The organism is Cesiribacter sp. SM1, assembly GCF_020178975.1.
In the GTDB taxonomy this organism is placed as follows: domain Bacteria; phylum Bacteroidota; class Bacteroidia; order Cytophagales; family Cyclobacteriaceae; genus Cesiribacter.
This window is the reverse complement of sequence record NZ_JAHXBU010000088.1, coordinates 171,771-198,709: the sequence shown is the minus strand read 5'-3', so window position 1 is coordinate 198,709 and position 26,939 is coordinate 171,771. Positions and strand designations below refer to the sequence as shown.

The window sequence follows — 26,939 nt, the reverse complement described above, 5'->3', positions numbered from 1 at the left end:
ATAAAGCCATGGCTGCCAGATCTAAACATTGGTTAAAAGCTATTTAAAACCTCTTACCCATTAGCTTTATACAGATATGTTACTGATAAATAGATTCACCCCAACCTTTAGCCGCATTTACCAAACACAGCAAGACCTCCTGCATAAACACAAGTTAAGGCAGGTAACTTTTTCTTTGCGACAGGAGAAATAATGCTCATAATGCTTAGCAGTGTAGAAAATGCACCTCCGGTTATCAATTAACACCCCCTTTATTAACATTAAATACCTATTACCTGATTACTATTAGATAACTTTGTTAGTGTACAACTCCAGGATTGGTGAAGAAGTGATTGCAGCAGTAATTTCCTGATCTGACCGCAATCGATTTCTAAACCCAGCCATCATCTCTTTATAATGATCATGACTCCATTTACTCCAGAGGCCATTCAGCCAAGACAGTTCCTGAAACTATCAACCAGATACAGGTCACATGCCTGCCTTTACTTGTGTTTCCTGTTCATTTGGCTGTTACTGCCTGGAGCAAAAGCACAGCATGCTGAAGACTATCAATGGAAAAATGTAGCCATTGGGGGCGGGGGCTTTGTTTCGGCAATCGTACCAAGCAAAACAGAGGAGGGCCTGATGTACGCCCGCACCGATGTGGGTGGGGCCTATCGATGGGATGCCGATAACAGAAGGTGGATTCCGCTACTGGACTGGGTATCTGCAGATGAAACTGGTTACCTGGGTGTAGAATCACTGGCAATAGACGAGAAAAATCCCGGCAGGGTATATATGCTGGTGGGGATCTCCTATTTCAACGGGGGCAAAACTGCAATTTTACGCTCAGATGATTATGGAAATACCTTTTCCATAATCAATGTAACCGGCCAGTTTAAAGCTCATGGCAATGGCATGGGCCGCCAGACTGGCGAAAAACTGGTGGTAGACCCCAACAACAGCAACATACTCTTTAGCGGTACACGCTGGAATGGGCTCTTTAAAAGTACTGATGAAGGCCTTAGCTGGAGCAAATTAAACAGCCTGGAGGTTAGCACCACACCAAACGAGAATGGGATCAGCTTCGTTGTAATGGATCCTGCAACAGGTACAGCGGGTACTGCAACACAAACCATGTTTGTTGGTGTGTCGCGCAGCGGATCAGCCAACCTTTACAGGAGTGATGATGGCGGTGCTACCTTTAGCCCTGTTGCCGGAGCCCCCACTACCTACATGCCTCACAGGGCAAAGCTGGCCCAGGATGGCAACCTTTATATTACCTATGGCAATGGTGCAGGCCCGCATGGTCACTGGGCTGTGCCAGAACCAATGGACAGGGGCCAGATCTGGAAATATAACACCCAGACTGAAGCCTGGACAAATATTACTCCTTCCGGCATTAGTCGTGCGTTTGGGGGAATCAGTATAGATCCTGGCAACCCGAACAGGCTGGTTGCCTCTACCATCAACACCTATATGCAGCAGGAAAATTCGTGGGGCGACAGGATTTTCCTTAGCACCGATGGCGGCCGCAACTGGACAGACATAATCGGCAGAGGTTTTAGAATGGACCCCAATGGTATTACCTGGGTACAGGGCCATGCCATACACTGGGCAGGTTCTATCGAGTTTGATCCTTTCGATACACAAAAAGTGTGGGTAACCTCCGGCAATGGTATTTTTATGACCGAAGATATAGAGGCCAACCCAAGTGTATGGAATTTTACGGTACGAGGGCTGGAAGAAACCGTGCCCCTGAACCTGATTAGTATTCCGGATGGACCTGTTGTTTCAGTAATTGGCGATTATGACGGATTCTGGCATACAGATGTAAGCCAGTATGCGCCAATTCATAACCCGCAAATGGGCACTACCACCGGCCTGGCTTACGCTGCCCAAAACCCTGATGTACTGCTGCGTGCCGGAGACAAAATATATTACTCTACCGATATGGGCATAAGCTGGAAAGAGGCCACCAGCGAAGGCAAAAAAGGCCAGGTTGCCGTTTCTGCCGATGGCAATATTTTCCTGCACAGCCCCGAAGGTTCAAGTACCACCTACCGCTCTTCCGACAGGGGCAGCAGCTGGACTGCTGTAACAGGTCTCAATGTAAAAGAGGCTGTACCAGTAGCAGACCCGGTAGATCCTGCGAAATTTTATGTTTACAATCCTGGCACCGGCAGAATGATGGTTAGTAAAAATGGAGGCGCTTCTTTTTCCGCAGCCGGTATGGTAGGAAGCAACGGTTCTAAAATCATACGCACCACCCCGGGGCTGGAGGGGCACCTTTGGGTTGCGCTGGGTGGCGGTGGTTTGAGCCGCTCTACCAATGCTGGTGTGTCCTTCACCAAAGTAAATGGTGTTAGCGCAAGCTCAGCAGTTGGTTTGGGTAAAGCAGCAGAAGGGAGCAACTACCCTACCCTGTTTATCTGGGGAACTGTTAATGGCACCACCGGCCTGTTTAAATCAACTGACCAGGGAACCAGCTGGCTAAGAGTGAATGATGATGAGCATGAGTATGGTGGCCCTGGGAATGGTCAGTTTGTGGTAGGAGATATGAATGTTGCCGGAAGGGTGTATATGAGCACTGCCGGCAGAGGAATTGTATATGGTGAACCGGCTGATGCAGCCAGTTGCCCCGCTGCAGTCCTGGATCCCCACATCCAGATCAACAGTGGCACATGGGAACAGCGCCTGGATGCAGAGCTGCAGACAGGTGACATGGTTGTCCTGGATCCGCGCACAGTAAACAGCGAAGAAGGAAGCTGGCGCTGGCGTGGCCCACAGAATTTTACAGCAAACACTGCCACGATCACGATAGATCTCCAGAGCAGAGAACAGGAAGGCAACTATGTTGTTACCTACACCAATGAATGTGGTACTCAGAGTGTTCGCACCTTCAGCATTCTTTTCAAGGAGGTTACCGCAGTTTCAGATCCGGAAATAGACCGCCAGGTGCTCGTTTATCCTAATCCAAGTACGGAAGGCAGGTTTACTGTAGTGGTGCCGGCTTCTATGAAGGATGCAGGAATTGAGGTGTACGACCTTGCGGGGAAATTAATACACAAACAGGCTGCTAAACCTGCTGGCACTACAACAGTTCACAAACAACTGGCAGCAGGCATGTACCTGATTAAAATTGTTAACTCACAGTACTATGTAAATAAGCGGGTAGTGGTTCAGTAGTATGAGCTGAAAGATCCTGCATCAACAGACAGGAATAATGTAAAAGGGCATATATCTGTCAGATAGCCTGCTACTTTACTATAAATCAACAAGAGGGCATCCAGCCGGGAATCTATTTTCCTGCCGGAATGCCCTCATTTTATGAGATGGTGTATGGAAAGGGCAGCCTGTTATCCATGATCTATACATGATCCACTTAGGCAAAGCTGCTATCAGATCCAAAGCTGACAAATCTCAACAAACTGACTGCCAACAGAAATACTGCAAACATTAGCCGCATATTACACCAGTCTTACCTGCACTTTACCTTTCGCAAACGACTGAACCCTGCTCCTAGGGTTGATTGAAGATTAGACAATAAAAGGATGTAAATGCCTTGAAAAGCCATAGTTGCAACATTCTTTTGACTTTTTTCAACTTGACAACAATCATCAAAATAGGTGTCGCGCATCATGTTTTCTTACACGGCCTGCTGATAGTTTTGATACATAAAGAACAACCACTAAAATTTAAAGCCATGAAAAATCTACGCAAAATTCTGATACCGATAGATTTTTCTCCAGTGGCTGTGAATGCTGTTCGCTATGCCAATAGTATTCTGGAGAAACATCTGGCAGAGGTCGTTTTAGTGTATGTAAACACTCCACATTCAAAAATGGAGGAAGCCGTGATCAAAAAGTTATTTAAGGCTTTTGAAGCCAGCAGCCTTAAAGATGTCTCCTTTTACTATGATTTTGTGATGATGAACGGAGAGCTTTTATCTGAGCTGGTGCATGCTGCCGAGCTGTTCGAGGCAGAGCTCATTATCATGGGCACAAAAGAAAACCGTAAGTCTGATCTGTCGCTGGCATCTGCGCTTACCCGCTCAGTATACTGCCCGGTTATTGTTGTTCCTGAACATTTTAACAACAGGCGTATCAGGAAAATTGCCTACGCAAATGATTACAAACCTATTCGCGAATCATTTGTGTTCAAGCCTCTCTGGGAGTTTGCACTCGAGTTCAGGGCAAAAGTATATGTGCTGCATGTAAACCAGAAAAAGGTAGAAAAGCTGGTACCCGTTGATGAATCTGAAAGCAGCCTGGAGTATTTCCTGGAGAGCATAGAGCACGAATGGGTGTACCTGACCAGCGATGATATGGAGTTTGCCATCAACAACTACCTGAAGGATAATAAAATTGACCTGCTGGTGATCCTCTCCCGCGATCACGGCAGCAATCAGCTGGAGTCAGAAGGCCGCTTGGTTGCCAGGCTTACCGCCCATGCCCAGATCCCTGTACTTATCCTCTGCTGACTATTGCTTTACATTTTCTGTATCTATTCAACCAAGCTGTTAAGTACCTTTAGCCATGTTTATTCCAGTAAGATTCAACTATTTACACAGAACTTTCAACTACATCAGCAAAAGCTTTACCAGCCATGCTGATGTAGGCAGAGTTCTGGGATGTCTTATTATTCCTCTGATCATTATTTCAATACCAAGGGAGTGGATTCCACTGGAGGGGCTCACAACGGTTCAGCACAGGTCTATTGCTATTTTTAGCATGGCAGCCCTGTTCTGGATCTTTGAGCCCATTCCTATTTTTGCCACCTCCATGCTGGTGATATTCCTGGAGCTGGTAATGCTGTCAGACAGCGCTGTATCTTTTGCCCTCAGCGGACAGGATGCAACCTCCTTTGGGACTTTGATGAGCTATCAGGAGATTATGGGCACCCTGGCCTCCCCTATCGTCATCCTGTTCCTGGGTGGCTTTTTCCTGGCTATTGCTGCCACAAAATATGGGCTCGATCATCAAATGGCCGGTGCGTTCATCAAACCCTTTGGTACCAATCCCCGCTGGGTAATGCTGGGCATTATGAGCATTACAGCTACTTTCTCCATGTTCATGAGCAACACTGCCACCACGGCCATGATGCTCTCCATCCTTATTCCTGTGCTGGCTTCTATGGATGCGGATGACAAAGGTAAAATAGGTTTTGTACTTAGTGTTCCTATAGCAGCTAACCTGGGTGGCATTGGCACTCCCATCGGCACACCCCCCAATGCCATTGCCCTGAAATACCTTAGTGGAGATCATGCCATTACCTTCAGCAAATGGATGCTCATAGGCGTACCCTATGTAATTGTGATGATCCTGATCTCCTGGTTCATTCTTAGCCGGATGTTCCCCACCTCTACCAAAAGCCTGAAGCTAAGTGTAAAAGAAACAGGTGCAAAGCAGAATTTCAAAATCATCACTATTTATGCAACCTTCGGTATTACAGTGCTTTTGTGGCTTACCGACTTTATTCATGGCATGAACTCTTATGTTGTGGCCATGTTGCCCATCATTGTGTTCCTCTGCCTGAATATAATCAGCAAAGATGACTTGAAGTATATTAGCTGGGATGTGCTGTGGCTCGTTGCCGGTGGTATAGCACTTGGCCAGGCTTTAACAAAAACCGGTCTGGCAAATGTGCTGATAGGTAACATTCCATTCGATTCCCTGCCGTTACTTGTTATATTCCTGATTGCTGCAGGCATTGGTGTACTCATCGCGAACTTTATGTCTCACACAGCAACAGCCAACCTGCTGATTCCGATGATTGCAGTGATTGGTACCTCTGTACCGGTATTCATAAGTAATGATGCCGGGGGCTTGCTGATCCTGAGTGCTACACTGGCTATTTCGCTGGGTATGTGTCTGCCTATTAGTTCTCCACCCAATGCACTTGCTTACGGCACCGGCCTGATTGCCACTAAACAACTTGCCAGAATTGGATTGTGCGTAGGCATCATAGGCTTAGCCCTCCTGTTTGTGATGCTGGTGATCTACCGTAACCTGGGCGTGATTTAGCAACTGCATCCTATAAAGATGAAAACTCTCCTTACACATATTGCAATAACAGTTTACACGATCATAGCAGGGGCAGTTGCCCTGGTAGCAGTGCTGTGGGCGCCTGCAGCCTTTGGACAGGAGGCTGTAATGCTTACGAAAGACAGTGCAAAGGAAAAGCTGGTGAATGTGAGCGGCAGCATGCAGTTCTGGCTTCGATATACAGAACTTAATCCCGGATCACTGGTACATCAGGAAGCAAGATCAGAAATCTGGGATATGTCTATCAGGAGGTACCGCTTAAAGTTCAGTGGTAAAGTCACCGAGCAGATCAGGTATACCATAGAATTTGGCAATAACGATGTTAACTACTATGCATCTAACAACAGCATGCCTCACCTGCTGGATGCCTATATCGATTACCATATCAATGAGCATTTGGCCGTGGGGGCCGGTAAGCAAGCCTGGGCGGGACTGGCCAGGTATGCAGCTCCAAGCACCACCCAGGCACTGGCCTACGACATTGATTTTGTAGCCGCTCCCTTTGTAAACATTTATGATGATGTTTTGCGCAGAATGGGAGTTTATGCCAGGGGTACCTGGGGCGGGCTCGACTACAGGCTTTCACTGGCAAAGCCCTCCTACTACAGCAATACCGGGCAACAGACCATTGGAGAAAATGCCAGTTTATCGGACAGGCAGCCCGGTTACCAGTTTTCCAGCTATGTAAAATACCAGTTCCTGGAGCACGAAGCGCAACTGATTCCCTATGCACCCGGCACTTACCTGGGTAAGAAGCATATCCTTAACCTCGGTGTGGGCACCCTGCAGCAGCCCAATACCAGCTGGTCGCTAAACAATGGAGACACTACCTATTATGGGGCCAGATCGGTAGCGGCAGACTTGTTTTATGAAAAGCCACTGGCAAATAACCGGGGAGTCAACGCCTACCTGGCATACATCAACCACCAGTTCGGGCCACGCTTTGTGCGCTATATGGGAGCAAACAATCCGGCGAACGGAGGCATGGCCACAGATTGGGTAAATGGCAGAGGCAACAATACCCCTGTTGTGGGAACAGGCCATATCTGGTACCTGCAGCTGGGTTATATACGGCCGGTAGACCAGGAGAACAAGCACCAGATCCAGGCCTATTCATCCTTTGAATATGCCAGGTTTGAAGCCCTGAGCGATCCGGTTCTGCTGTGCAACGCAGGCCTCAGCTACTTCTTAAACGGCCAGCGCTCCAAGATTACCCTCGGGTACCAGAGCAGGCCACTGTTTAAGAAGTCAGAACACCTGGTAACCGAAGAAGAAAGGAAAAACATGCTGGTAATGCAGTACCAGATCCTGTTTGGCAGCTAAAGCAGTGGCAGCCTTAAAACCATAGAAGCTTAAAAACTGCAGGCAACTTTGGCTGCACAGGGCAAAAAAGAAACTCTTGTTCTAAAAGATTTAAAAAGGCCTCTCAAAAAGCCTTCCTCTATAATTCTTCTAACATTTTTCAGTCATGAGAAAGTCAAATTTACAATCGATCTTCCAGGGGCTTGCTGCGCTTGGATTATCCAACGCCAAAGGAGTAATGTGGAACCTTACACCTGCAGAACTGGTGGCCGAGGCTATCCGGAATGGCGATGGACAGCTTACCGATACCGGTGCACTCATGTGCGATACCGGCAAGTTTACAGGACGTTCTCCAAAAGATCGTTACATCATCAAAGATGAGCTTACAAAAGATAAGGTATGGTGGGGTGATATTAATATTGCCTACGACCAGGAGCATTTCGATGCACTCTATAAAAGGGTAATAGACAGCCTCACCTATAAAAAGCTCTACATACGCGATGCCTTTGCCGGTGCCGATGAGGATTACCGCCTGAAAGTACGCATCATCGACTCACAGGCCTGGCACAACCTGTTCTGCTATAACATGTTTATCCGCCCATCGCAGGAGGAGCTGAAACTATTTACACCTGATTTTACTGTAATTGCCGTACCGGAATTTGAGGCAGATCCGGCAATAGACGGCCTCCGATCCAAAAATTTCGCCATCATCAACTTCAGCAAACGCATTATACTGGTAGGTGGCACCGGCTACACCGGCGAAACCAAAAAAGGTATCTTCAGCGTGCTAAACTTCCTGCTGCCCGATCAGCGGCATGTACTTCCCATGCACTGCAGCGCCAACATGGGCAATGAGGGCGACACTGCTATTTTCTTCGGTCTTTCCGGTACCGGTAAAACCACCCTTTCTGCCGACCCGCAAAGAAGACTTATTGGTGACGACGAGCACGGCTGGACCGACAAAGGCATCTTTAACTTTGAAGGTGGCTGCTACGCCAAGGTAATCAACCTTGATGAGCAGAATGAACCACAAATCTACAGTGCCATTAAATTCGGTGCAATTCTGGAAAACACCCGTTTCTTCCCCGGCACTACCACTGTAGATTTTACAAACAAACAGGTAACAGAAAACACCCGGGTATCTTACCCGCTGCACTATATTCCCGGTGCTGTGATTCCTTCAGTGGGTTAGCATCCTAAAAATATTTTCTTCCTTACCTGCGATGCCTATGGCGTACTGCCTCCTATCTCCAGGCTTAACAGCAACCAGGCCATGTACCACTTTATCAGTGGCTACACTGCAAGGGTTGCCGGTACAGAGGTAGGTATTACAGAACCGGTAAGTGTATTCTCTGCCTGCTTTGGTGCACCGTTTATGCCATTGCACCCTACTAAATATGCAGAGCTGCTGGGCGAAAAAATAAGGGTGCATAAAGTAAATATCTGGCTGGTAAACACCGGCTGGACTGGTGGCCCCTACGGAGTCGGTAAACGCATTTCGTTAAGGTATACCCGTAACCTCATAAGCGCAGCACTCCGCGGCGAGCTGGATGAGGTAGTGTATGCTAGCCTGCCTGTATTTAACCTGGAGTATCCCCTGAGCTGCCCCGGCGTGCCAGAAGAAATTCTGAACCCACGGCATACCTGGAAGGATGTAGAACTCTACGACCTCACACTCGACAAACTTGCCGGCCTGTTTATTAAAAACTTCGGCAAGTACGAAGATTATGCCAACCAAGAAATTATGGCTGGCTCACCCCAGCTTGCCTCCGATAGTTTTGTGGGTGTTTAGTGATTGTATGTTGAGAGAACCTGGCGGGACTTCCTGCCAGGTTCTTTACTCCACACCCCTGCTTCTCCTAAGGGTTTAGCAGGTCTGATACATAAAGGCAGTAGGCTTGTATTACTAACAGAGCATAAATGAAAGTAGCCATCGTATACTGCACCCATCATGGCACCACAGAAAAGGTGGCCAGGCTGCTTGCACAAAAGCTGGAGCAGCACCAGGTAAGTGTATTTGATCTTGGAGAAACGCCCAAACCTGATATTGCACCCTACGATCTGGTCATCATAGGCGGCTCAATCCATGTTGGAATGATCCAGAACAAAATAAAACGCTTCTGCGAGAAGAACCTGGAGGTACTACTGGAAAAAGAGGTGGGGCTGTTTATCTGTTGCATGCTGGCAGAGAACCAGAAGATACAATTTGAAAGAGCATATCCAGCAGCACTAAGAACCCATAGCAAGGCACACGGCTATATGGGTGGTGAGTTTAAATTCGAAAAAATGAACTTCCTGGAAAAGCTGATGGTGAACGTAGTAGCCAAAACTCATGAAAGTATTTCCAGAATCCACTATGCCTCCATCGACAGGTTCCTGCAGGAACTGGAGTTAGTTGAAGAAGGCATAACACAATGATTTTACAGCAAAAATACTGATGTACTAATATCAAACCAAAGCTTGTCAGGGTCATGAAAAATATCAAAACAATCACTCCACTTGCAATAAGTATTGCAGTATTGTCGCTTGGGGCAGCAACCATGGGCATATTCTCCAGCGGGGGGTTTGGTTCGTATGAGTTTACTACCATTCACGGACAGTCTGTTACCCTATGGGGAAAGGGCATTTATCAGCATATGTCCGCAGAGCTGGCTCCCCAGGGTATTGCGCAGGATGTGGTAACACTCCTGCTGGGCATTCCTTTGCTGCTCGCCTCTCTGCGGATGGCCAGAAGTGGCTCTAAAAAAGGCAGAATTTTACTTAGCGGCACCCTTGCTTATTTTATGGTTACCTATGTATTCTATCTGCTGATGAGTACTTATAACCAACTGTTCCTGCTCTATGTAGCGCTTGCTTCCTTAAGCTTTTTTGCGTTTACGCTTAGCATGCTGTCTTTCAATGTTAAGAAGCTGCATTATCATTTTACCAAACAGCTGCCCTTTAAACCAGCAGGTGGCTTTCTGCTGATCAGTGCATTTGCAATTGCTGCTTTGTGGCTAAGCAGAATAGTGGCGCCACTGCTGGATGGAAGTATATACCCGCCAGAGCTGCAGCATTACACCACCCTGGTGGTACAGGCCCTGGATTTAGCCATACTGCTACCAGCTGCCATTATTTCGGGGCTGTTGCTAATACGCAAAAAAGCGTTCGGTTACCTGCTGGCTCCGGTGTACCTGGTATTTCTTTCCCTGATGATGACGGCCCTTACAGCTAAAGTTGTTGCCATGGTAATGGTGGGAACTGCTGTAAGCCTGCCGGTAATGCTTATCATTCCGCTCTTTAATATTGCGGCTGTTGCATGCACACTGCTGGTATTGCGCAGCTGTATAGAAAAGAGCCCTGTGCCGGTTTGCACCACCAATCCCTGGGTAGTACTTGAAGAAAGGAAAAGCAGCATCTATATATTCACCGACTAGTATCTCTGCAGTTCATAAAACTCAGTCAAGGCTCGCTCATGACTGAAAATGTAGCCCCGGCATACCAGCCGGGGCTTTCTGCACAATCACCCATACTAACGGGCAACAACTTTACTGCTCCGGCTGATTATCGTACCAAAGCTGAACGAGACCGGTGGGAAAAGTGGTGCTGCTGCGAAATTTTAAATGCTGTTCGGGCCTCCCGTCTTTGAACAAACGAATGCCACTGCCCAGCAGGTGCGGAATTACAGAAATGATCATTCTATCGATAAGACCATACTTTAGCAGCTCATACACTACCCCTGCTCCACCATCGCAATAGATATGCTTTCCTTCCTGGCTGCGAATCTGGGCAATCAGTTCCCTTACATCCCCGCCAAAAAACTCTACATTTTCATCACTGCCGGTTTTGCTGCCTGATAGTACATAACACTTTTTATCCTTATGCGGAAAATCAATACCAAAAGACAGCACCTTATCATAGGTTCTTCTACCCCATATCAGGGTATCTACTTCCTGCTGAAAAGCAGTATAGCCATAGTCTTCTCCTTCCTTTTCCACTACTGAAAGGAAATCAAGATTATCATCTTCTTTTGCAATATAGCCGTCGAGGCTCATGGCTATGTACAATATTACCTGCCTATTCATGACCTTATTTTTTTTGAAAAAATTAATAATAGTCAGTGATAATTAATATTGTCCCCCATAAAAATATTATGCAGGTGCCTGCTTTGTAGGACGCAGCACAAAAACAGCAGCCCGGAATATTATATCCACCAGCCTCACATATCAAATAAGCAACTGAAAATAAGTCACTTACCTTCAATGGCTTTTCTTTTATTATTCGTCATTTTGTATTCTGTACCACTGGTAACCAAAGCCATTGATTGTTATCTGGCGTTTGCCCTTCTTAAATTTGTTGGCTTCATCGTCAGTCAGGAGGTTGATCATCTCATCTGTATCAAAATTTCCCTTCAGCTGAATTTGCTTCGGCGCGGGGCTAAAGTTGTGCAGCACTATAAGCGATCTGCCCTCCCCTTGATACTGGATGGCAAGAACATCAGGAGAACCAACATCCAGTATTTCCCAATCTCCTAATCCAATTTCAGGATTCTCCTTCCGCAACCTGATGATGCGGGCTGTCCAGTTCAGCAGGGAGTTGGGGTCGCGCTTCTGTGCTGCTACATTCACCTGCTGATAGGCGTATGGTCCGCTATCTATCACTGGCCGTATGGTACTGTCTGCCCTGGAAAAACCTGCATTCTTCTCGTCAGACCACTGCATAGGGGTTCGCACTGCTTCTCTTTGCTCAAGGCTTAGGTCATCACCCATCCCGATTTCATCTCCATAGCGAATCACAGGTGTACCCGGCAATGAAAAAAGCAGGCTGTAAGCCATCTCTAACTGTTTACGGTTGCCCAGCATTGGGGCAAGACGCCTGCGTATGCCCCTGTTGTAAAGCTGCATATTTTCATTGGGTCCAAAGGCTTCGTACACTTTGTTTCGCTGTTCTTCTGTAAGCCTGCCCAGGTCCAGTTCGTCATGATTTCTTAGAAAATGCGCCCACTGTGCAACTTTTGGAATGTCTCTTGTTTCTTCCAGAGATGATTTCAAAGGCTGCAGTTCTGTAGTTGCAAGCGCATAAAAAAGGTGCTGGTTCGCAAAAAAGTTAAACATCAGGTGCATACCATTGGCCTCATCACCAAAATACTTCTGATTTTCTTCCGGTAATACATTGGCCTCGCCAAGTATAATGGCATCGCCCTTGCGCCACTGTACCAGGCTGCGAATGTCGGTTAACAATCCAAAATCATGTTCCGGATCTTCAAGGTCTGAAAAAGGATCTTCAAGGATAAAGGGCACTGCATCCAACCGAAAACCATCTACCCCCATACGAAGCCAATAGCCAATGATTCTACTGATTTCTGCCCGTACCTCCGGATTCCTCATATTCAGGTCTGGCTGAAACTTGTAAAACCGGTGGAAATAGTATGCTCCTGCTTTTTCATCATAGGTCCAGGTCTCTTCCTGTACTCCCGGAAAAACCATGCCTTTGTTCCAGTCAGCTGGCCTCTCCTCCGACCACACGTACCAGTCGCGGTATTCAGAACTTTTATCCCTTCTTGCCTGCTGAAACCAGGGATGTTCTTTGGAAGTGTGGTTGATTACCAAATCCGTAATTACCCTGATGCCACGCTTTTCAGCCTCATACATAAATTCTGAAAAATCGCCGCCATCGCCAAAAAGCGGGTTAATGCCATAATAATCGCTAACATCATAACCGTTATCCTGCATGGGTGAGGGCTGAAACGGCGCCAGCCAGATAGCATCAATACCCAGCCATTCCAGGTAGTCCAGCTTTTTTATGATGCCCTGAAAATCTCCAACGCCGTCACCATCAGAATCCTTGAAGGCATCTATGTCTACATTGTAAATGATGGAGCCTTTGTACCATAAATATTCAGGCTGCACAAAATAAACCGTTCTCTGTACTGGCTGCGCATATGCCTGGTAAAGACCGGTATTCAAGCATAATAATAAAAGGATAAGTAATGGAAAAGAGGGATTGATCATTGGTTAAGTATTCATATGCCTGCAGTCAAAATCTTGCTCCTGCATAAAACCTTTTTACCTAACACAACTCATGTATATTTTTTTAGTTTCTAAATTCCTTTTGCCACACCTGTAAAACTGCTGCTGTGTAATTCAGACGCATGCGTTACATCTACTGCTCAGGGTGTGGGCCCCGGAACGGCTCTTTAATAGTTGTACTTCCACAACGCACAGGCCCAAATATTAAACCCTCCACTTCTTCAGCTAAATAGTTTTTATTAGATTGATGATCATAATCATCCAGTAAATTCCGGGCGTTGCCCCTTACTCAACTTACAATGATCAGGAAATACTTATCTTCATCTGCCCTGATGCTGGCAGCTTTATGCCTGCAGATGGGTTGCAGCAACTCCACTCAACAGGCTGAAACAAGTACTGCAGCAGCAGAAGATACAGCTGGTTTTGTAGATCAGAATATTCAGCAGGCTGCCGCACAGTATAAGGTACTCATGGAAAAATTGCCCGACGGCGAATTACCACGCACCTATTACGCCAGCACCAACACATTCCAGACCAGTGGATCGGAGTGGTGGACCAGCGGTTTTTACCCGGGCACCCTCCTGTACCTCTATGAAGAAACCGGTGATGAGGCCCTGCTTAATGAAGCAAAACGCGTACTGAAACTGCTCGAGAAAGAACAGTATAACACCAGCACACACGACCTGGGCTTTATGATGTTCGGCAGTTTTGGACATGCCAACAGGATTGAACCCAGCCAGGAATACAAAGACATCCTGCTAAACAGCGCCAAATCCCTGGCCTCCCGCTACGATCCTGATGTAAAGGCAATCAAGTCCTGGGATTCTGATAATCCTAAAGACTACCTGGTGATCATCGACAACATGATGAACCTGGACCTGCTCTTCTGGGCTACACGCGAAACCGGTGATTCTACCTATCATAATATTGCTGTTAACCATGCCAACACCACCATGCAGCACCACTTCCGGCCCGACTACAGCTCTTACCATGTGGTGAACTACAATGCTGACAATGGTGAAGTACAGCTAAAAAGAACGGAGCAGGGAAATGCCGATGATTCTGCCTGGGCCAGGGGGCAAGCCTGGGGCCTCTATGGTTACACCATGACCTACCGCGAAACCAAAGATCCCAAATACCTGGAACAGGCAAGGAAAATCGCTGAATTCACCCTTAATCACCCTAACCTCCCGGAGGATAAAATCCCCTACTGGGACTACAATGCACCCAACATACCCAATGCACTCCGCGATGCCTCCGCAGGAGCCATCAACGCCTCTGCCCTGCTGGAGCTAAGTACATTTGTTAGCGGGCAGGAAAGCGAAAAGTATTTTAGAGCTGCAGAAACTATGCTGAAGAGCCTGTCGGAGGAGCCTTACAAAGCTAAGGTTGGTGAAAACGGAGGCTTTATTCTGCAACACGGTGTTGGCCACCTGCCGCAGAATTCGGAGGTAGATGTGCCCCTTACTTACGGAGATCATTACTATGTTGAAGCATTGGTAAGGTACAAAGACCTGCAAAATCAGAACAACTGAATGGGCTTGCTAAGCCTTTAAAAACTGCTTAGCAACACTGCAGGTAAAAAAAGGAGCCCTCTGAATGGATCTGAGGGTTCCTCTTTTTTGGTTTCCTGCTCAATCTTATCCAACTGCTATTGCGCTCCTGATAATTATTTCCTGCTGTCCAGCATTCGTTGCATTTCTGCCTGCCTGCGCTCAAGTTCCTGCTCTTTACGACGCATTTCTTCCTGCGTAGCCTCCAGTTCTTCCATATTCTGGCGAAGCTCCTCTTCCTGGGAGGTGAGCTGCTCTGTCTGCTCTTTAAACTGTTCCAGCAGTTCCCGTGTAGTTTCCGTGGTTTTGATAGAAATAAGAGTAGAAGCCATGATCTCACCTACTTTTTCCAGCCATTCCAGCTGATAAGGTTCAAATACTTTAAAGCCGGCTACTTCTATCACTGCCTCTACCTTTTTGTTGTACATCATAGGCACTACCAAAAGGCAGTGAGGAGTAGCATCGCCCAGGCCAGAGGTGATATGGGTGTAGGCCTGTGGTATTTCTTTGATCATAACTGCTTCCTGCTCCAGGTAAATCTGGCCCACCAGCCCCTGGCCTACCGCTACTCGCTTTTCTACCCACTTCTTACGGTCAAATGCATAACAGGCTGTCAGCTCCAGGTACTTTTCGGCCCCCTCCTCTTCTCTAAGCACAAACACACCGCCCTGCTGTGCGCCTAAATATTTCACAATAAAGGCAAGCGACTGATAACACAGGCTTTGAAGATCGTGCTGATAGGTTCTAATGATCTCCGAGAACCTGGCCTGCCCCTCGGTGGCCCACATGCGCCTGCTGTCTTCTTCTTTCAGTTTTTTCATTTTTTCGCGCATGTTAATCAGCTCACCGGTAAGGTTCTGCTGATTCAGCGCCTTATTCTGATCGCTTAGCTCCTCCCAATCCACCTCCAGATTACCCGCAGATATCTCACTGATAAACTTTGCGGCTTTTTTAAAATTTAGGATAGAACTGTTAATCACCTCCCTTTCGTCGTTTACCGCTAGCGCTGTGCCGGGATTGAAGATGTACTCGCGGTTATTTCTTTCCAGTTCTACAAACAGGGCTTTTCTTGCGCGGCTGTCGTGCGAAATACGAAAGATCATAAAAATAAGGGTTGGCACCCCTATCAGCAGCAACAGTAGCTGAATGTAAGTGGTAAGGGCATTTATAGTCTGGTACTCTTCTGTAGCTTCGTTGTACAGCTTATCCTGGTAAGTATTTACTTCTTTAGAAAATTTTTCATAAACTTTCCAGAGAGCCAGCCCCCTGTCCTGCTTTAGCTCCTGCCTGAACTCATCCATATTCCCTGCTTTGGCCAGCTCAAGCATGTGTGCCACTATTTTCAGATAGTCGTCATAGCCCTGTTTTACAGCTAAAAATCCCTGTGTGCCCGGATATCCCTGCTCCTGTAATTTACTATAGAGTTTCTTATGATAATCCTGGTATAACCGCAAGCCGTTCTCGTATGGGTTCAGCAGACCTTCGTCCTGCAATATTGCATACCCCCTCACCCCCACATCAATATTCCTGACTACATCATTCCAAAGCAGCAACTGCAATTCTTTTATTTCCTGTGTTTGTGCCTGAACAGCGGTGGTTCGCTCAAGCACCCTGTTGTTGTAAACCAGAAAGCCACCATTGGTTAGCACCAGTACCAGCATGAGTACGGCCGAGAAGATAATCGATTTACTGCGGATACGATCTAGCAGCCTTGCAAAAAGTGATTTCATTCGTTTGAAACTGTTTTATTTTACACTTCCGAATGAATCTACTCATCTTTCTATTGCAGAACTTATGCAATTATCAAACAATAGTTACATCAGTGATAAAGCAAAACTTTTTAATATTTTTTAAACTTGATACAGAATTATTATACATCTATATCCTGCATACACAGGTAATTCTTCTGCATAAAGAAACGGCAACAGCAGTCATACCCCACTTAAATGAAAAAAGCCCTCGTGCGAACGGGGCTTTCTTCAAAAAGGCAAAATAGCAAATAGCACTACCGCTACACTGATATTATCGGTCTAAGGGATTCCAGAAGTTTCCGGTTAAGGTAAACAGGTACAGGCAACGGGTGTTCAGGTTAAACCAGTAGTTATCATTCAGCTTGCTTAACTCAGTGCTGAAACGATTAACCATTGCCTGATCGTTACTCATGGTAGCAACAGCAAAGCCACCAAGGAAGGCACTGTTCAAACCATTGGTGCCAATGGGCCTGCCATTCAGTTCATAACCATCTACAATATTGGCCGGCCCAACCTCATTTGCCCAGTTCGATACTTTTGCTGACCAGGCTTTGGCCTGCTGGTTGCCATTCCAGAGATAGTCGAGCGTAAGCCTCCAGGGAGCCCTGCAGGCATCGTAGCCAAAGTGGCCTGCTCTTCCGCCAGGACCAGGATTGCCGCTAGCCGTTTGCCAGTCGGGCACCAGACCGGTAGTTGCATTTGCACCGGCATTCAATAATGTATAGGTATCTTCTGCCAGTGTTGCCCATGCATCGTCTCCGGTTACTTCTGCAAATACTCTGAAAAAAGCAGGAGTATGATACATAATGTCCATCATACCACAGCCACCCCAGGCAACACCTGAATAGCCCGGACCCAGTACCAGCACATTACGCCCATTGACAGTGCACTGGAAAAATACATTGTCCTTTACAATCTGCAGGATTTCCTTTGCATCTTCCAGGTAGGCCTGATCATTCCATTGCTTGCTGGCAACAATCAATGCAAAAGCAACATCCACATCACCGTCGGTTGCACTTCCCGGATCAACAATACCATCGCAGGTTACTTTCCAGCCCATCATGCCTTTCGATTCAGGCGTGCGCTTGCTCTTATAAAATCTTAGTAAACCATCGAAGGTTTCCCTGTCGTTGGCATAGGCTGCCAGCAGGGTCCCAAAACCCATGGCTTCCACAAAAGTTTCCCTTGAAGGATCGGCAATAACCCGTAAACCATTACCACAGGCAACTACCTGGGTTCTTTTCCAGCGGTTGTACTCGCTAAGGGCAAGCTCAGAAGTAATGGTGGTAGGAATATAACCATAATCATAACTTAAGCTTGGTGATGCGATCACCAGTTCTTCTTCTATGGTATCAACATCGCCACTTACAACATCTACAGTTCCAAGTACATTATATTCATTACTAAACAGCTGTTCCAGAACGGTTATATAAAAAGTGCCTCCCGCCTGAAAAGCAGTAAGGCTGCGAACATCCAGAGTAGCAACTCCATTAGTGTTTGTTACAGCACTTTTCAGCGCATTGCCAGGATCTTTACCGCTTGCTGCTGTCGTTGGCTGATCAAACAGGTACACAGTAACACCTGGCACCAGCTCTCCTGTAGAACTCTTAACCGTAATTTTTACTGAGGTAGTCTGGATTTCTTCTACCTGTGCAGGATCTTCCTCCTTTTCGCAACTTATGATGCTCAGCAAAATCAGCAGGTACAAAGCATAATGCAAAATCTGATTCATTTTTTAATATTGTTTACCTGTAAATTTATACTAAAGCGGTCAGAATGCAGCCATAAAACTGTTTCAAGATCAATATTAATATTACATGATGTTACTGACTGCCGCTGATTTTTTTACTATCCAATAGATCCTGTACAGAAAAAACTGCTTACTGTTTTCTTATGATGGGCATATAATAAAAAAAGCTCTGGAGATGCTCCAGAGCTTACAATAAAACTTTTTATCATCAACCTGACATTCAGCAGCTAAACAAGAAGATTCAGGATGTCCTGCCGGCCGTTGAGGTATTCGTATTCAAAGCCTTCTTCCAGCATTCTTAATTTGATGCCTTCTATTTCGTGCGGTTGTTTTACCTCCACGCCTATGAATACAGGGCCTTTTTCCTTGTTGTTTTTCTTAATGTACTGGAAGTGAATAATATCGTGTTCGGGATCCAGCACATGATTTACAAAAGTGCGCAAGGCTCCTGGCTTCTGGTTAAAGATCACCATAAAGTAGTGCTTAAGCCCTTTATGCTGCATGGCGCGCTCCTTGATATCTTCCATGCGGGTGATATCATTATTGCTGCCGCTGATCACGCACACCACGTTTTTGCCCTTAATTTCTTCAGCATAAGATTTAAGGGCCGATATGGTAAGGGTGCCTGCCGGCTCCAGCACTATGCCTTCTTCGTTATACATCTTCAGCAGGTCTTCGCAGACCTGCCCTTCCGGCACCAGTATGATATCATCCAGCACTTCGCTGCAGATCTCAAAGGTAATGGTACCTGGAGCCTTTACAGCTGCACCATCTACAAAGCTATCGATCTTATCCAGTACCTGACGGCGCTGATTTTTAATAGAATTGTACATGGAGGGTGCCCCCTGTGGCTGCACACCTACAATTTTTGTGTTGGGGCTAAGTTGTTTGAATACGCTCCCCACACCAGAGGCAAGCCCGCCCCCGCCTATCGGCACAAAGAGGTAATCGATGGGAGCATTGGCAATTTTCAGAATCTCCAGGCCAACGGTAGCCTGGCCCTCGATTACAGCCATATCATCAAAAGGAGGCACAAAAGTACTACCACGGCTGTCGCTGAACTCTCGGGCAGCTTTATAGGTATCGTCGTAGGTATTGCCTGTAAGCACCACCTCAACCCACTCTTTACCAAAAAGGCGTACTTTGTTTACCTTCTGGGCCGGGGTGTTAGATGGCATGAAAACATACCCCTTCAGGCCCAGCAGCTGGCAGGCATAGGCAAAACCCTGGGCATGGTTTCCGGCACTGGAGCAAACCACTTCTGGCCCGCTTTCGGTACGTGGCAAACCCGACATCTTGTTATAAGCACCCCTGATCTTGTATGAACGTACCACCTGCAGGTCTTCGCGCTTGAAATAAACATTAGCGCCATAGGCTTGCGAAAGGCTGTGGTTCTGTAGAAGAGGCGTCTTGTAAATGATGCCTTTCAGATTTTTGGCTGCCTGCTCTACTCCCGCTATGTCTAAAAAGGCTGTACTGTTTTCCATTGTAATAGAATCGTGCCACAACTGTTGGGTTGTGGCACGAATGTTAGGTTGTAATTATTTAGAACGAAGCTTTCTTACAACAGCTCCGGTTTGCCATAGTTCCGATTCACGCAGTTCTTTCAGCTCTTCTTCCAGCTCCTGGCGGTAACCTGGTGTTGAACCTCTCTGGATGGTACGGGCTGCTTCTTTGCCTGATGCAACACTGTCGTACAGCTCGTTCATCACGGGCAGGGTAGCCTCCTTGAACTTGCCTTTCCAGTCAAGTGCACCACGCTGTGCTGTTACAGAACAGTTGGCATACATCCAGTCCATTCCGTTCTCGCCTACTAAAGGCACCAGGCTCTGGGTAAGCTCTTCTACAGTTTCGTTAAATGCTTCTGATGGAGAGTGGCCACGCTGGCGCAGCACCTGGTACTGTGCTTCGATGATACCTGCCAGGGCACCCATCAGCACACCACGCTCGCCGGTAAGGTCGCTGTATACTTCTTTTTTGAAATCTGTTTCGAACAGGTAGCCGGAGCCTACGCCAATACCCATGGCAATGGCTTTTTCCCAGGCTTTGCCGGTTGCATCCTGGAATACAGCGAAAGATGAGTTAAGTCCGCCGCCAGCCAGGAACAGCCTGCGCAATGAAGTACCGCTGCCTTTAGGGGCTACCAGGATTACGTCTACATCTTTAGGCGGCACAATGTTGGTTTGCTCTTTGAAGGTAATGCCAAAGCCGTGCGAGAAGTAAAGGGTTTTGCCTGGCTTCAGTCTTTCTTTGATGGTAGGCCATACGGCAATCTGACCTGCATCTGACAACAGGTTACAGATAATTGTACCGCGATCCAGTGCTTCTTCAATAGAGAAAAGGGTTTTACCCTCAACAAAACCATCTTTAACGGCTCTTTCCCAGGAAGGAGAATCTTTCCGCTGGCCAACAATTACGTTGAAGCCGTTATCGCGCATATTAAGTGCCTGGCCCGGACCCTGCACACCATAACCAATAACTGCGATAACTTCGTTTTTAAGCACTTCCTGTGCCTTGGAAAGTGGGAATTCTTCGCGGGTGATAACGGTTTCTTCTACACCGCCAAAATTGATTGTTGCCATTTTTGAAATTAACTAAATATAGAGTTGTTGTTTCTTTTTGAGTCATGAATCAGGATACAGGAATCAGGAACAGGTCCGGAATTTCTACTATAGCAGCAGATTGATCCTGACTCCTGATTCTTGAATCCTGATTCAGTTTATCACATAGTAAATACCTTGTCCCTGCTGTTGAGGTATTCATTTTCGACCACCTCCTGGTGCGGTTCGCGTTTTTCGAACTCACGGAGCTTGCGGTTAAAACCATCGCTTGCCTTGATGATGGCAATACGGGCACTGCGTACAAACTCAATCAGTCCGAAGGGCTGCAGTACTTTAATGAGATTGTCGGTCTCCTCGCGGTGGCCGGTGGTTTCAAACACGGTATAATCTTTCCGGATCACCACCACGCGGGCACCATTTTCACGCAGCAGGCGCTCTACCAGTGCTTTTTCGGCTATTACCTCTGTGGGCACTTTGTACAGCGCCATCTCCTGCCAGATCACATCTTCGTTGGTGTTATAGTAGGCTTTTAATACCTCTACCTGTTTTTCGATCTGTCCGCAGATTTTGCGCACTACCTCTTCGGTTTCATGGATTACAATGTTGAAGCGGTGAATGCCTTCTATCTCTGATGGAGAGGTGTTCAGACTTTCAATATTGATCTTTCTCCTGGAAAAAATGATCGCAATACGATTCAGCAGGCCTATCTGGTTCTCGGTATAAACCGTGATGTTGTACTCCTGCCTTTCGATATGGTTTTGACTGCTCATAATTCTATTCTTCTACGTCAACCTGATCCCTTTGCGAACGCAGGCATCCGCTTGCGCTCATTAGAGTTATTATAGTATACCATCCTTGTGGAGCACAAGCAGATGCCTGCGCCGGAAAGGATGTAGATGTATTGACCCTTATTACCTTACCGCCAGCAGATCCCCTTTGTGTGGGGATAACGTTGCTTAGTGAAGGTTAAATTATTGCAACCTGATCTCGCTTACGCTGCATCCCTGTGGCACCATCGGGAACACATTATTCTCCCTGGTGACCATTACCTCCAGCAGGTAAGAACCTTTGTGCGAAAGCATTTCCTGCAGACCTGCCTTAAGCCCTTCGCGTTCGCTTACTTTCTGCCCGCTGATACCATAGCCCTTGGCTACCTGCACATAATCAGGACTCTGAATATTTACAAAAGAATAGCGGCGGTCGTGGAAGAGCTCCTGCCACTGGCGCACCATGCCTAAAAACTGGTTGTTCAGGATCAGGATCTTTACATCGATGTTGCTCTGCATAATGGTACCCATTTCCTGCAGTGTCATCTGAAAACCGCCATCGCCAATTACGGCCACCACGGTTCTGGCAGGAGCACCAACTTTGGCACCAATGGCAGCAGGCAGGGCAAAGCCCATGGTACCCAAACCACCGCTGGTGATGTTGCTGCGGGTGTGGTTAAGCTTGGCATAACGGCAGGCTACCATCTGGTGCTGCCCAACATCTGTTACCACAATTGCTTCGCCACCTGTTATTTCATTCAGCTGTTGAATTACCTCACCCATGGTCATGCCATCGCTGGTAGGGAATAGCTCCTCCCGGATAACAGCATCTACCTCCTGCTGGTAATAATCCTTAAATTTCTGCAGCCAGGCCTCATGTCTTTTCTGCTCCACCAGCTGTGTAAGCATGGGAAGCGTTTCTTTACAATCGCCCCATACCGGCACGGTGGTTTTAACATTTTTATCGATCTCAGAAGGATCGATGTCGAGGTGAATTACCTTAGCCTGCTTGGCGTATTTATCGAGGCGACCGGTTACGCGGTCGTCGAAGCGCATGCCAATGGCGATCAGCACATCGCACTCATTGGTAAGCACATTGGGGCCATAGTTACCATGCATGCCCAACATGCCTACATTCTGGTTATGGTCGCTTGGCAGGGCACCTGCGCCCATAATAGTCCAGGCAGCAGGAATACCAGCTTTTTCAATAAAGGCTTTGAACTCCTGCTCGGCAGAGCCAAGGATAACACCCTGACCCCAGATCACAAATGGCTTTTCTGCCTTATTGATCAGCTCGGCAGCCTGCTCGATATATTCTTTCCGCACCAGGGGTTTTGGCCGGTAACTGCGGATATGATCGCAGCGCTTGCAGCCGGCAAAATCGAATTTCTGCAGCTGTGCGTTTTTGGTAATGTCTATCAGCACCGGGCCCGGGCGGCCGCTTTTGGCTATGTAAAAAGCTTTTGCAAGCACCTCCGGAATTTCATCGGCATTGGTTACCTGGTAATTCCACTTGGTAACCGGAGCCGTTATAGAGATCACATCAGCTTCCTGAAAGGCATCGGTACCCAGCAGATGAGCGTATACCTGTCCGGTAATGCAAACCAATGGTGTACTGTCAATCAGCGCATCGGCCAGGCCAGTGATTAGGTTTGTAGCACCCGGACCGCTGGTGGCAAACACAACCCCTACCCTGCCCGATGAGCGGGCGTAGCCCTGTGCCGCATGAATGCCGCCCTGCTCGTGGCGCACCAGGATGTGCTCTACCCGGTCGTTATAATCATAAAGTGCATCGTACACTGGCATAATGGCACCACCGGGATAGCCAAAAATATGTTCCACCTCCTCTTCCAGCAAAGAAAGAATAAGTGCTTCGGCCCCGGAAAGGCTCTTCACTTCCTTTTTAGGTTCCGCTACCGGTGTTGTTGTATTGCTAGTTACTTGTTTCATCTAAATCTGTTATACATCCGCTACTGGCTTCACTTACTGTTTTAGCATACTTAAGTAAAACGCCTCTCTGTGCGTTAAAGGCAGGTCTTGTCCAGCGCTGGCGGCGCTCCTGCAATAAGGTTTCATCAACATGAAGGTGAATGCTGTTGGTGGCAATATCCAGGGTAATCCAGTCACCATCTTCTACAAGTGCCAAAGGTCCTCCATCATAAGCTTCGGGACACACATGACCAATTACAAAACCATGCGTACCACCGGAGAAACGTCCATCTGTGATCAGCGCTACCTTACTGCCCAAACCGGCCCCCATAATGGCAGAGGTTGGTTTTAGCATTTCAGGCATACCCGGGCCACCTTTTGGGCCTACATAGCGGATCACCACTACCTGTCCCTCTTTTACTTCACCTGTGGAAATGCCTTCATTCAGGGCTTCCTCAGAGTTAAACACTTTGGCAGGACCTTCGAACTTAAGGCCTTCCTTGCCTGTAATTTTCGCAACCGAGCCTTTTGGAGCCAGGTTTCCATACAGGATCTGGATATGGCCATCGGCTTTGATGGGGTTAGAAAGCGGTCGCAGCAGGTCCTGCTCCTGGCCCAGTGGTTTTACATTCTGCAGGTTTTCAGCAATGGTTTTGCCTGTTACGGTTGGCAGGTCACCAACGATCAGGCCTTCCTGCAACAGGGTTTTCATTACGGCAGGCACACCGCCCATGCTGCAAAGATCTTCCATCAGGTACTTACCACTAGGCTTCAGATCGGCCAGTACGGGGGTTTTGCGGCTTACAGCCTGAAAATCATCAATGGTTAGTTTTACTCCAGCCGCACTGGCAATGGCCAGCAGGTGTATTACAGCATTGGTAGAGCCACCAAGCACTGTGATCAGCACCATGGCATTCTCAAATGCTTCGCGCACCATGATATCACGTGGCTTGAGGTCCTGCTCCAGCAAAATGCGCAGGTAATTTCCTGCCTGCAGGCACTCGTCCTTTTTTTCCTGGCTAACAGCAGGTACAGATGAGGTATAGGGTACTGACATACCCAGTGCCTCTGCTGCCGAAGCCATGGTGTTGGCTGTGTACATACCACCACAGGCACCTGGTCCGGGGCAGGCATTTTTAATAACGCCTTTATAATCTTCTTCCGAGATCTCGCCCTTCAGTTTCTTGCCGTAAGCCTCAAAGCAGGAAACAATGTTAAGCTTCTGGCCTTTCCAGTTTCCTCCTTTTATGGTACCACCGTACACCATCATGCCCGGGCGGTTTAAGCGTGCCATGGCTATTAGCGAGCCCGGCATATTTTTATCGCAACCAACCACACAGGCAAGGGCATCGTAATTGTGAGCACCGGCCATGGCCTCAATAGAGTCTGCAATAATTTCACGCGATACCAGTGAATAGCGCATGCCCTGGTTGCCATTGGTAATTCCATCGCTAACGCCAATGGTGTTAAAGCGCAAACCAACCAATCCCAGGCCCTGCATTCCCTGCTTTACCAGGTTAGCCAGCTCATCAAGGTGCATATTACAGGTATTGCCTTCAAAGCCGGTAGAGCAAACGCCCACAAATGGTTTCCGCAGATCTTCTTCTGATAAACCTGAACCAATCAACATGGCCTGAGAGGCTGGCAGACTATCGTCTTGCGTATAAATGCGGCTGTATTTCTTTAATGACATTCTTATTTATCTCTTATGAACCTGTGTTACTAATTCACTCCAGGCATCGGTTAAGAGCCATCTGACTGATTATCAGGCTCCCTTGTTTATCTTTATCTGTTTTAAAAAGCGGTAATACCGCTGGCGCAATTATATTTTACACCTTCTGAATACAAAGTACAGTCTTTGCATGCTGCCCCTGAAACCTTTTTTTACAGTTTCCTACTATTTCTAAACCTGCTCTTTCAATTTGTAACTAACTAACTATCAGTACTATATGTATATAAATATACAATCTCTAAAAAGATCTGCCACCCATTTTACAGCGAAATTTACAGGATATAACAGCAGGTTTTACGGGTCTGGAGCAGCTTTTTATTCTGCAAAAACCCTTTTAAGCCACAACTTCATTGGTTGCGCCTGCCACACAAGCCGTCACCAGTGCCTGGTAACGCGCGGCCAGCATTCCTCCTAATGTTTCTGCAAAGGGCCTGTTAAAGCTGTAACTATTTACAGAAGCAACACCCGCTACCTCGGCTGCAGTACCTGTCATAAAGGCTCCTTCTGCATCTTTAAGCGCATCTGGTGTAAAGTACTGCTCGTGTACGGTTATACCTGCTTCCTGTGCCAGTTCTATAATAGTATTGCGGGTGATGCCACGCAAAATGCTTCCGCATGGTGCCGTAAACAGTTCTCCTCTCTTTTCATAAAAGAAATTGGCGCCTGGTCCTTCAGCCACATAGCCATTCATATCCAGCAGCAGCGCTTCGTCGTAGCCCTGAGCTTTTGCATGGGAGCTGGCCATAATAGAATTAACATAATGGCCGGATACCTTTGCTTCCAGCGGCACGGCTTTGGGATTTGGCCGCTGGTAAGGAGATACCATCAGACGCAGCATCTTATTCCCCAGTAGCTTAGGCCAGTCCCAGGCTGCCATAAACACGTTGCTGGCTGCAGGTGCTGTAAGGCTCATATGCGCATCTGCAGCATACACCAGGGGTCTTATGTATGCATCCTGCAATCCGTTCAGCTCCAGCAGCTGGTAAGTAATGGCTGTGAGCTCCTCTACGGAATACTGCAGCGGCAGCCCAATGGCTTTTGCTGAATAATGCAAACGCTCGTAATGCTCTTTTGCTTTGAAAACCTGCGTACCGGCAGGGGTTTTGTAGGCCCTGATTCCTTCAAATACTGAAAATCCATAATGGAGCGACTGGCTGTGCAGGTTACAGCCAGCATCCTGTGCCTTGATAAATGCGCCGTCGGAAAAAGCGAGGGTATTGCTATTGAAGTACATATATTCTTTTGTTTCAGGTTGTAAATCTTGTTCAGCTTCGGCAATAAAAAATGCCTTTCAGTGCTGTGGGCTCCGAAAGGCATGTGATGTTGGTGTCAACAGGTCCTGCTCCTTTCAGCCCGGCGGGTGAGGAATAATAATGACAGAAATAATGACCTGTTGCGCTATTTTCATGATTTGTTCTTTTCCAGTCCTTGAAAACAAAAAAACCACCTCTAAGAGATGGTTGCTGCTGTTTATCTTGAAATCTTCTTCCGTATTAGCAAACCATCCCTGTTCCTCGTGGTACGACCACGACGGTAATAATAATGGCTGTAATTTGCTGT

General features: G+C 47.2%; 17 protein-coding genes and 1 pseudogene. 8 read left to right on the top strand and 10 right to left on the bottom strand.

Going from position 1 to position 26,939, the window contains the following annotated elements; translation table 11 throughout:
- Positions 1-402 precede the first annotated feature (402 nt).
- The 7 genes and pseudogenes from KWJ01_RS14655 to KWJ01_RS14625 all read left to right on the top strand — a co-directional run bounded on the left by KWJ01_RS14655 (position 403) and on the right by KWJ01_RS14625 (position 10,744).
- Positions 403-3,168, top strand: a complete 2,766-nt coding sequence (locus KWJ01_RS14655) for a T9SS type A sorting domain-containing protein (protein ID WP_224997322.1) — start codon at positions 403-405, stop codon at positions 3,166-3,168.
- Between the two features lie 517 nt (positions 3,169-3,685).
- Complete coding sequence (locus tag KWJ01_RS14650) at positions 3,686-4,462, top strand: universal stress protein (protein ID WP_224997321.1); 777 nt, start codon at positions 3,686-3,688, stop codon at positions 4,460-4,462.
- A 55-nt stretch (positions 4,463-4,517) separates the two neighbouring features.
- Complete coding sequence (locus KWJ01_RS14645) at positions 4,518-6,005, top strand: DASS family sodium-coupled anion symporter (protein ID WP_224997320.1); 1,488 nt, start codon at positions 4,518-4,520, stop codon at positions 6,003-6,005.
- 18 nt (positions 6,006-6,023) lie between these two features.
- Positions 6,024-7,349, top strand: a complete 1,326-nt coding sequence (locus tag KWJ01_RS14640) for a porin (RefSeq protein WP_224997319.1) — start codon at positions 6,024-6,026, stop codon at positions 7,347-7,349.
- A gap of 145 nt (positions 7,350-7,494) precedes the next feature.
- Positions 7,495-9,120 (top strand): annotated as a pseudogene (gene pckA / locus KWJ01_RS14635) (phosphoenolpyruvate carboxykinase (ATP)).
- Positions 9,121-9,248: 128 nt separating this feature from the next.
- A complete protein-coding gene (locus KWJ01_RS14630) occupies positions 9,249-9,746 on the top strand; it encodes a flavodoxin domain-containing protein (protein WP_224997318.1) in 498 nt (165 codons plus the stop codon).
- 53 nt (positions 9,747-9,799) lie between these two features.
- Positions 9,800-10,744: a hypothetical protein gene (locus KWJ01_RS14625; protein WP_224997317.1), complete on the top strand. Its 945-nt coding sequence runs from the start codon at positions 9,800-9,802 to the stop codon at positions 10,742-10,744.
- A gap of 111 nt (positions 10,745-10,855) precedes the next feature.
- Here the strand turns inward: KWJ01_RS14625 and KWJ01_RS14620 are convergent, their stop codons facing one another.
- Both KWJ01_RS14620 and KWJ01_RS14615 read right to left on the bottom strand, forming a co-directional pair.
- Entirely contained in the window at positions 10,856-11,392 is a 537-nt protein-coding gene (locus KWJ01_RS14620; RefSeq protein WP_224997316.1) for a dihydrofolate reductase family protein, read from the bottom strand.
- 192 nt (positions 11,393-11,584) lie between these two features.
- Positions 11,585-13,273 (bottom strand): alpha-amylase family protein, encoded by a 1,689-nt coding sequence (locus tag KWJ01_RS14615; RefSeq protein ID WP_370634725.1) that lies wholly within the window; start codon positions 13,271-13,273, stop codon positions 11,585-11,587.
- A 362-nt stretch (positions 13,274-13,635) separates the two neighbouring features.
- Here KWJ01_RS14615 and KWJ01_RS14610 point away from each other — a divergent pair, with 362 nt between their 5' ends.
- On the top strand, positions 13,636-14,871 hold the full coding sequence (locus KWJ01_RS14610; protein ID WP_224997314.1) for a glycoside hydrolase family 88 protein: 1,236 nt from the start codon (positions 13,636-13,638) through the stop codon (positions 14,869-14,871).
- 134 nt (positions 14,872-15,005) lie between these two features.
- On the opposite strand, the gene KWJ01_RS14605 is transcribed toward KWJ01_RS14610, so the two are convergent.
- The 8 genes from KWJ01_RS14605 to KWJ01_RS14570 form a co-directional block, all read right to left on the bottom strand.
- Entirely contained in the window at positions 15,006-16,619 is a 1,614-nt protein-coding gene (locus KWJ01_RS14605) for a GAF domain-containing protein (protein ID WP_224997312.1), read from the bottom strand.
- Between the two features lie 292 nt (positions 16,620-16,911).
- On the bottom strand, positions 16,912-18,372 hold the full coding sequence (locus KWJ01_RS14600) for a glycosyl hydrolase family 8 (protein ID WP_224997311.1): 1,461 nt from the start codon (positions 18,370-18,372) through the stop codon (positions 16,912-16,914).
- A gap of 245 nt (positions 18,373-18,617) precedes the next feature.
- On the bottom strand, positions 18,618-19,877 hold the full coding sequence (gene ilvA, locus KWJ01_RS14595) for a threonine ammonia-lyase IlvA (protein ID WP_224997310.1): 1,260 nt from the start codon (positions 19,875-19,877) through the stop codon (positions 18,618-18,620).
- A 54-nt stretch (positions 19,878-19,931) separates the two neighbouring features.
- Positions 19,932-20,972, bottom strand: coding sequence for a ketol-acid reductoisomerase (gene ilvC / locus KWJ01_RS14590; protein ID WP_224997309.1), 1,041 nt, complete (start codon positions 20,970-20,972; stop codon positions 19,932-19,934).
- Between the two features lie 140 nt (positions 20,973-21,112).
- Complete coding sequence (gene ilvN / locus KWJ01_RS14585; RefSeq protein ID WP_224997308.1) at positions 21,113-21,721, bottom strand: acetolactate synthase small subunit; 609 nt, start codon at positions 21,719-21,721, stop codon at positions 21,113-21,115.
- 201 nt (positions 21,722-21,922) lie between these two features.
- A complete protein-coding gene (ilvB, locus tag KWJ01_RS14580; protein ID WP_224997307.1) occupies positions 21,923-23,668 on the bottom strand; it encodes a biosynthetic-type acetolactate synthase large subunit in 1,746 nt (581 codons plus the stop codon).
- Positions 23,652-25,340, bottom strand: a complete 1,689-nt coding sequence (gene ilvD / locus KWJ01_RS14575) for a dihydroxy-acid dehydratase (protein ID WP_224997306.1) — start codon at positions 25,338-25,340, stop codon at positions 23,652-23,654. Before ilvD ends, ilvB begins: the two co-directional genes overlap by 17 nt.
- A gap of 373 nt (positions 25,341-25,713) precedes the next feature.
- Positions 25,714-26,613: a branched-chain amino acid transaminase gene (locus tag KWJ01_RS14570; RefSeq protein WP_224997305.1), complete on the bottom strand. Its 900-nt coding sequence runs from the start codon at positions 26,611-26,613 to the stop codon at positions 25,714-25,716.
- Positions 26,614-26,939 lie beyond the last annotated feature (326 nt).